This window comes from Corynebacterium sp., from assembly GCF_030826625.1.
In the GTDB taxonomy this organism is placed as follows: domain Bacteria; phylum Actinomycetota; class Actinomycetes; order Mycobacteriales; family Mycobacteriaceae; genus Corynebacterium.
Genome location: NZ_JAPJNQ010000080.1, coordinates 1 through 6,143, shown reverse-complemented (window position 1 = coordinate 6,143; position 6,143 = coordinate 1). Strand labels below are relative to the sequence as shown.

The 6,143-nt window shown below is 57.3% G+C and carries 5 protein-coding genes; all 5 read left to right on the top strand.

Annotated features, from left to right (window positions below; translation table 11 throughout):
• A partial coding sequence (locus tag RCH87_RS08970) for an ATP-binding cassette domain-containing protein (RefSeq protein WP_306516362.1) occupies nucleotides 1-327 on the top strand: 327 nt, incomplete at its 5' end.
• Nucleotides 324-2,168, top strand: a complete 1,845-nt coding sequence (locus tag RCH87_RS08965; RefSeq protein WP_306516361.1) for an ABC transporter ATP-binding protein — start codon at nucleotides 324-326, stop codon at nucleotides 2,166-2,168. The genes RCH87_RS08970 and RCH87_RS08965, both read left to right, overlap by 4 nt.
• Before the next feature lie 77 nt (nucleotides 2,169-2,245).
• Complete coding sequence (locus tag RCH87_RS08960; RefSeq protein ID WP_306516360.1) at nucleotides 2,246-3,253, top strand: PHB depolymerase family esterase; 1,008 nt, start codon at nucleotides 2,246-2,248, stop codon at nucleotides 3,251-3,253.
• 110 nt (nucleotides 3,254-3,363) lie between these two features.
• Entirely contained in the window at nucleotides 3,364-5,664 is a 2,301-nt protein-coding gene (gene secA2, locus RCH87_RS08955; protein ID WP_306516359.1) for an accessory Sec system translocase SecA2, read from the top strand.
• Between the two features lie 133 nt (nucleotides 5,665-5,797).
• Nucleotides 5,798-6,143: FHA domain-containing protein (locus RCH87_RS08950; RefSeq protein ID WP_306516358.1), on the top strand; the 346-nt coding region annotated here is incomplete at its 3' end.

Below are 6,143 nucleotides of genomic sequence, written 5' to 3'. Positions count from 1 at the left end.
AGCCAACGCGTCGCCAAAGCTCTGGAGGTTGCTGCAGCCGACGATATTCCTGGTGGCGCGCAACGACGAGTCGGCGACGAGGACGGCGATTTATCTGGTGGACAACGCCAGCGCGTTGCTTTGGCACGAGCGATTGCGCGTGAGGCCGAGGTGTTGATTCTGGATAACCCCACCACGGCGGTCGATTCAGTTACCGAGCACACCATCGCCCAACGCGTGGCGCAAGCCCGGCGCGGGATGACGACGGTGGTGTATAGCTCCTCGCCGGCGTGGCGCGATGTTGCTGATTATGTCGTCACCAGTGACAGCACAGGCCAGGAGGCATGATGAGTTCGCAACCGCAACCACGAGACAGCGCACCGGACAGGGGCGCAGCGGACACGGCTGCGGCGAATCCAGCTCGGTTTCCGACGGCGTCGTTTTCTACCGTGCGTCGCATCGTCGCCACGCAGATTCGTCGTATCCCCGGAGCGCGTCGTGAGTTTTGGCTGGCGATGTTCTTGCTCACCACCGGCGCGTTTGCCAACGTTTTGGTGCCGCGGCAGTTGGGGCGCATCGTCGATGAGGTCGTTGCTGATGATGGCAGCATCATGATGATCGCGGTGTGGCTGGTGGTTTTGGCGCTGGCTTCTGCGGTGCTTTCTGCGGGTGGGCTCTACGTCATTGGAAAATTAATTGAGCGCGTGATTTCGAATCTGCGTGAAACCATGGTGGGTACTGCGCTGCGTTTGCCTGCCCATGAGGTGGAAGCTGCCGGTTCCGGGGATTTGGTCTCGCGGGCGACTGACGATGTCGCAGAGCTGTCGGCTGCGGTGAGCGAGACCGTGCCGGTGTTGTCGAAATCAGTGTTCATGGTGATTGCGACCGCGATCGCGTTATTGGCGATCGACTGGCAGTTTATCGCGGTCATCGTGGTGGTGGCGCCGATCTATTGGCTCTCGGTGCGGCGTTATTTGCAGGTAGCGCCTGCCAGGTATGTCGCCCAACGAGAATCGATGGCGCAACGTGCCCGACGCGTGTTGGAGGCTATTCATGGTGGACCGACGGTGCGCGCTTATGGCTGGGAAGAGGCGATGCACCAGCGCGTGCATGAAACTTCTACCGATGTTGTGACCTATGGGTATTCTGCGCGGCGGACGATGATGACGCTGAGCCTGTGGGTGTGGCTGGCTGAGTTTTTACTGCTGTTCGGCGGCCTGCTGGTGGGCTTTTTTGTCGTCGACCGTGGGGTGTTGACCGTGGGTGCGGTGACCGCTGCGTTGTTGATGTTGATTCGCTTGCGTGGCCCGATCATGGCGTTGATGCGGGTGCTGGACACGGTACAAGCCGGGTATGCGTCGTTGAGCCGTATTGCGGGAGTGATTGCTCGTCCGCCGCGGCCGGTGCCGGATGCAGGCGCTGGGCCTGCGCGCGGTGAGGTCGTCGTCAAGAATGTGTCTTTCGGTTATTCCACTGGCGGTTATTCCACGGCCAACGCAGAGCCTGCGCAGTTGGCAGTCGACCAGGTGAGCCTCGATATCCCTGCTGGTGCGACGGTTGCTGTGGTCGGTGCTTCTGGTGCCGGGAAAACCACGTTGGCGGCGTTAGTGGCTGGCTTGCGGGTACCGGATTCGGGTGCGGTGCTTGTCGACGGCACCGAGGTTGCTGAGCTGTCTGACCGTGAACGGGTGGGGCGTTTGGCGATGGTCTCGCAAGATGTCTACGTCTTTTCTGGTACGTTGCGCGAGGATCTCACCTTGGCGCGTCCAGATGCCTCGGATGCCGAGCTGCTTGTGGCTCTGGAAACGGTTGAAGCCGGGTGGTTTGACGAGCTTGCCGACGGTTTGGATACCGAGGTTGGCGCGCGTGGGCAACAGTTGGGGCCGGTGGAAGCTCAACAGCTGGCGCTGGCGCGGGTGTTGTTGGCAGACCCGTCGTTGGTGATCATGGATGAGGCCACTGCTGAGGCTGGATCGGTCGGTGCGGGAGAGCTGGAAGCTGGTGCTGCTGCGGTGACTGCGGGGCGCACGGCGATTATCGTGGCGCATCGGTTGGACCAGGCCGCGCAGGCTGATTGCGTCGTCGTGATGGATGGCGGCAAAGTGATTGAACAAGGTGCGCATGACGAGTTGGTTGCTGCCGGTGGTCGCTATACTGAGCTGTGGCAGGCTTGGAGTGTTGGTCGTTAAGCCACACTTTGGTTTTAGGTCAAAATGGGTTTGGTTGTTAGCGCAGAAAAGCAGGAAAGGTAGAAAGAGCGAGAGGTATGGCAGGCACACCCCGGTACGTGCGCAAGTACATCGTAGGTGCATTCAGCGTACTTGCGGTTTGCGTGAGCAGTTGCAGTTTGCTGGAAGCCGACGAATCCACCTCGCAATCTGCAGCCACCGGAGATGAGCACGCCCAGGCCTTGGGCCGCGAAATGTTGGCGTTTCCACACCCGACAGGTGCACCCGTCGCGGGGGCACTGCCTGGCGAGACCACTCGCATCAACCTGCCGAGTGGGCGCAGTTATTTAGTGCATCTGCCGGAAAACTACGATCCCAGTCAAGTTTGGCCGCTGATTCTGACATTCCATGGGTGGGGACAAAACGGGCAAGCCATGGCAACCGCCACGCATTTTGATGCCGCACAGGCGATCTCCATCTATCCTGACGGTGCCCCGAGTCGGCCGCCGAATGCAGATAAAAAGTCCTGGGCGCCTGCCCCGTATGCGACTGCGAGTGGGGAAGAAGACCTGCAGTTTGTTGACGAGATCATCAATTCTGCGCGGCGTACCTGGGCGATCGATGATAGCCAGCTGTATGCCGTTGGCTTTTCGAATGGTGGTGGCTTCGCACAATATCTTGCCTGCCAGCGCCCCGCGCAGTTCGCGGCTATCGCTACCGTCTCAGCGGCTTATTACAGCAAGGTTGTTGAAAACTGTGATCCTGGCACCGTCGGACATCTCGATATTCACGGCACCGACGATCAAGTGGTCAGTTATAGCGGCGGAAAACGCCACGATACAAAATTCCTGTCTGTTCCCGAAATCATGGACGTGGCAGCCCAACGCAATCACTGTCGGGGCAATGTAGAGCACCAGCGGTTAATCGGTGGTGCAGAACGTACTATCTACCGTGATTGTGTGGCGCCGGTCGATCATATTCGCATCAACGGTGGGCGACATACCTGGCCTGGCTATAGCGGAAACCGCACGGATGCGATGCCGGAGAACTTCGCTACCGATAAAATTTTGGACTTCTTCCGCATCCCGGGCCGTCCCGGATCCTAGAATCCGTAATCGCTGGGTTTGGTGCATATTCAGCACAGTAGATCTTGTAGAGCAGACAGTCAGTAGACTGGGTATTTGTTATTTCACGACCGAAAGGGTGTTGAACGAGCGTGGCAAAATTTGACTGGTTCTGGAACGCGCTGGGCGCAAAATCGGCGAAACACGAAAAGCAGTCCCGAAAAATCGTCGACCAGGCCCAGCAGCAGGCAGCTGATTTGGAGGCCTTGAGCGATGCTGAACTTGCTGAGCGAGCTCGTGCCACCATAGATGCCAAAGGTGAAATTGCTGATAAGTCGACGTTTTTAGCAGTATTGGCGACTGCAAGTTCACGGCATTTGGGACTGCGTCCGTTCGATGTGCAATCTCAAGCGGTCTTGCGCTTGCTCAGCGGCGATGTCATCCACATGGCTACTGGTGAAGGCAAGACCTTGGTCGGCGCAATGGCCGCGACGGGGTTAGCACTCAGCGGTAAGCGTGTGCACGTCGTGACGGTGAATGATTATTTGGCACGCCGCGATGCCGAGTGGATGCGTCCGCTAGTAGAAAGCTTCGGGTTGGTTGTTGCCGCGGTGACAGAATCTATGACGGCTGAGCAGCGTCGACGAGCATATGGCGCCGATGTGGTTTATGCCCCGGTCAAAGAGCTTGGCTTTGATGTGCTGCGAGATAACCAAATTAGCTCTCGTGATCAGGCTGTATTCCAACAGGCAGAGGTCGCTTTGGTTGACGAGGCCGATTCCGTGCTTGTCGACGAAGCGCTCGTGCCGCTCGTGCTTGCCGGCACGCGCCCGGATCAAGCCACCGATGCTCGTGTGACCTCGGTGGTCGCGCAACTGCAGGCCGAACGCGATTACACCATCGATGCGGATGGCCGTAACGTTTTCCTCACTGATGAGGGTGCAGCGCGGGTAGAGCGATACCTCGGCATCGAGTCGTTGTATAGCGACGAACACATTGGCGCCACGCTCGTGCGGGTTAACCTTGCGCTGCACGCGAAAGCGCTGTTGATTCGCGACATTCATTATCTGGTACACGATGGTGAGATTAAGCTGATTGACACTTCGAAAGGCCGCATCGCAGACCTGCAACGTTGGCCCGACGGGCTGCAAGCAGCGGTGGAAGAAAAAGAAGGCCTGAAGGTTACAGAGGGCGGTCGCATCCTAGACACTCTGACCATTCAGGAGCTAATGCGTCGCTATCCGCAACTGTGTGGGATGACTGGCACCGCGGTAGAAGCCACCGACCAGCTGCGTGAGTTCTATGGGCTGTATGTTTCAGAGATCGCACCCAATAAGCCGGTGCAGCGTTTCGACGAGGCCGACCACATCTATGCCACGATCGCGGAGAAAAATCAGGCGTTGGTTGAAGAAATCGCATTGTTGCACGCGCAGAACCAGCCGGTGCTGATCGGCACGCAAGACGTGGCGGAATCGGAGAGCCTGGAAGAAGCATTAGCGCAGCGAGGGATCCACGCGCGAGTGTTGAACGCGAAAAATGACGCCGAGGAAGCAGCCATCGTCGCCGAAGCTGGTATGCCAGGTCGCGTGACTGTATCGACGCAAATGGCTGGTCGCGGTACCGATATCAAACTGGGTGGTACTGATGGCGAGTATTACGACGAGGTGAAGCAAGCAGGTGGCTTAGCCGTATTGGGAACCACCCGGCATCGCAGCTCGCGGCTGGATAACCAGCTGCGTGGACGTGCAGGTCGACAGGGGGATCCCGGCTTGAGCCTGTTTTTCGTGTCTTTGGAAGATGACGTGGTGGTTACTGGTGGGGCAGGCGAATCGGTTGAAGCCCGGCCGGATGAGCATGGTCGGATTGATTCGCCACGGATCGTGGATTTCATCGCTCACTGCCAGCGGGTGACTGAAGCTCAGCTGCTGGAGATCCATAGCCAGACCTGGAAGTACAACAAATTGTTGGCGGATCAACGCGTGATCATCGACGAACGCCGCACCACATTGTTGGATACGGCCAGAGCTTGGGAAGAACTAGCAGAGTATGAGCCAGAGCGCGCTGAGCAGCTACGACAGGCAGGTATTGACCATGAGGTTTTAGTCGCTGCCAGCAAAGAAATCATGCTCTATCACCTGGATTTAGCATGGGCGGATCACCTCGAGCACATGGACGATGTTCGTGAATCAATCCATTTGCGTGCGATTGCCCGAGAGACACCGGTTGATGAATATCACCGAATTGCCGTGCGGGAGTTCAAAGAAATCGTGCGTCGGGGAGTCGAAGCTGCACGCAAGAGTTTCTGTGAGGTTACCATCGATAGTGAGGGGGCCCATCTTGCCGACGATGGCCTGGCTCGACCATCGGCGACGTGGACATACATGGTCTCTGATAACCCGTTGGCGGGATCTGGTAATTCCGCACTATCAGGCATTGGCAATTTATTCCGTTAAATCGCTTAATCACATTCATGGCATTTTGTTTGTTTTTCGAAGCACAGATTCACGCATCGACTCTCGTCGCTTCGCGTTAGGCGCTATGATGGATTAACAACGACAATATTTCCGAGGATGCGGAGGAAAGATCATGAGCGAAAACACCGGTACTCCGGAGCAACAAGCGGAGACGACCTCAGTCTTCCGTGCGGATTTAATTAAAGAGATGGAATCCAATGCCGGTTCCGCTTCCGTAGCAGAAAACACTGACAATCTTGCCGAAGGCGTGGCGTTGCTGGTGGTTAAGCGTGGCCCAAATGCGGGTGCACGGTTCTTGCTTGATCAAGAAACCACGACTGCTGGTCGCCACCCAGAAGCGGACATTTTCTTGGATGATGTCACAGTGTCACGTCGCCATGCAGAATTCCGTTTGAACAACGGTGAATTCGAAGTAGTCGACGTCGGATCGTTAAACGGCACTTATGTTAATCGTGAGC

Coding starts and splice junctions, on each gene's coding strand:
- RCH87_RS08965 (WP_306516361.1), top strand. CDS start 324: ATGATGAGTTCGCAACCGCAACCACGAGACAGCGCACCGGACAGGGGC.
- RCH87_RS08960 (WP_306516360.1), top strand. CDS start 2,246: ATGGCAGGCACACCCCGGTACGTGCGCAAGTACATCGTAGGTGCATTC.